Genomic DNA, 847 nt, shown 5'->3' with positions numbered 1-847 from the left:
CTGCGCCTTGATGAATGCCCGCACGTCGCCGTGGCGCTTGTTCTCGCTGATCGCGGCATGGGTGACGCGCTGCTGGGCCGGATCGAAGATGCGGTAGGGCAGCAGGACGCCCTTCCAGCGGATCTCGAAGGGCCGGTCGGGAAAGGCATAGGTCTCGACATGGCGTCCGATGGCGCTGCGGGCACGTTCACTGTCGTCGAGAAGGAACTTCCGGTGCTCGGAATGGACGATGAGGCTCGCGCCGACCTGCCGCTGATCGCGGATGCAGAGGATGTCGTTGAGCCGCGAGGCGGGCAGATTGACCGGTCGATGCAGGTTCTCGGGCCGGGCAGGGGGATGGCCAAAGCGCAGGTTGTGGCGCGCGCTGCAGTCGGGGCTGATGGACCTGCCGCCGCTGTGTCCGGCTCTGCCACAGGCCCGCAGCCATCATCCACTGCCGCAGGCTCTCGGACGAGACGCGGATGCCGTGCCGCTCGGCCAGCTTCTCGGCCGCCAGCGTGGGCCCGAAAGCCGGGTAGTCGCTGCGGATCAGCGACAGGATGTAGTCGCGCTTCAGATCGCTGATCCGGTTGTTGGACGCTCGCCCAAGCAGCTTGTGGCGCACCGCCACGGCACCGTCCACCCGGACGTCGCGCACAAGCCGCTGAACCTGGCGCTGGCTCAGACCCAGCACCTGCGCCAGAACCGCGATCTTCTGCAACTCACGCGCGCTCATCAGCAGAAAGCCCATGACGCTGTCCCTCGTGATCGTTTTCCGATGCCGCAAGCGTCATCCGTCAGACCCGAGGCGACAAATCAACTTTGCCAGTTCGAGACATTCCTATCTGGCTTCGACACAAGAATTTAT

The 847-nt window shown here is 64.9% G+C and carries 1 pseudogene; it reads right to left on the bottom strand.

Annotated elements, in window-relative coordinates:
* Positions 1-361: 361 nt before the first annotated feature.
* Positions 362-730, bottom strand: a pseudogene (locus tag PAF17_RS20095) (helix-turn-helix domain-containing protein); the annotation flags it as partial.
* Positions 731-847 lie beyond the last annotated feature (117 nt).

The sequence above is a fragment of the Paracoccus onchidii genome, assembly GCF_028294535.1.
GTDB classification, from domain to species: domain Bacteria; phylum Pseudomonadota; class Alphaproteobacteria; order Rhodobacterales; family Rhodobacteraceae; genus Paracoccus; species Paracoccus onchidii.
This window is presented reverse-complemented; position numbering and strand designations above follow the sequence as displayed.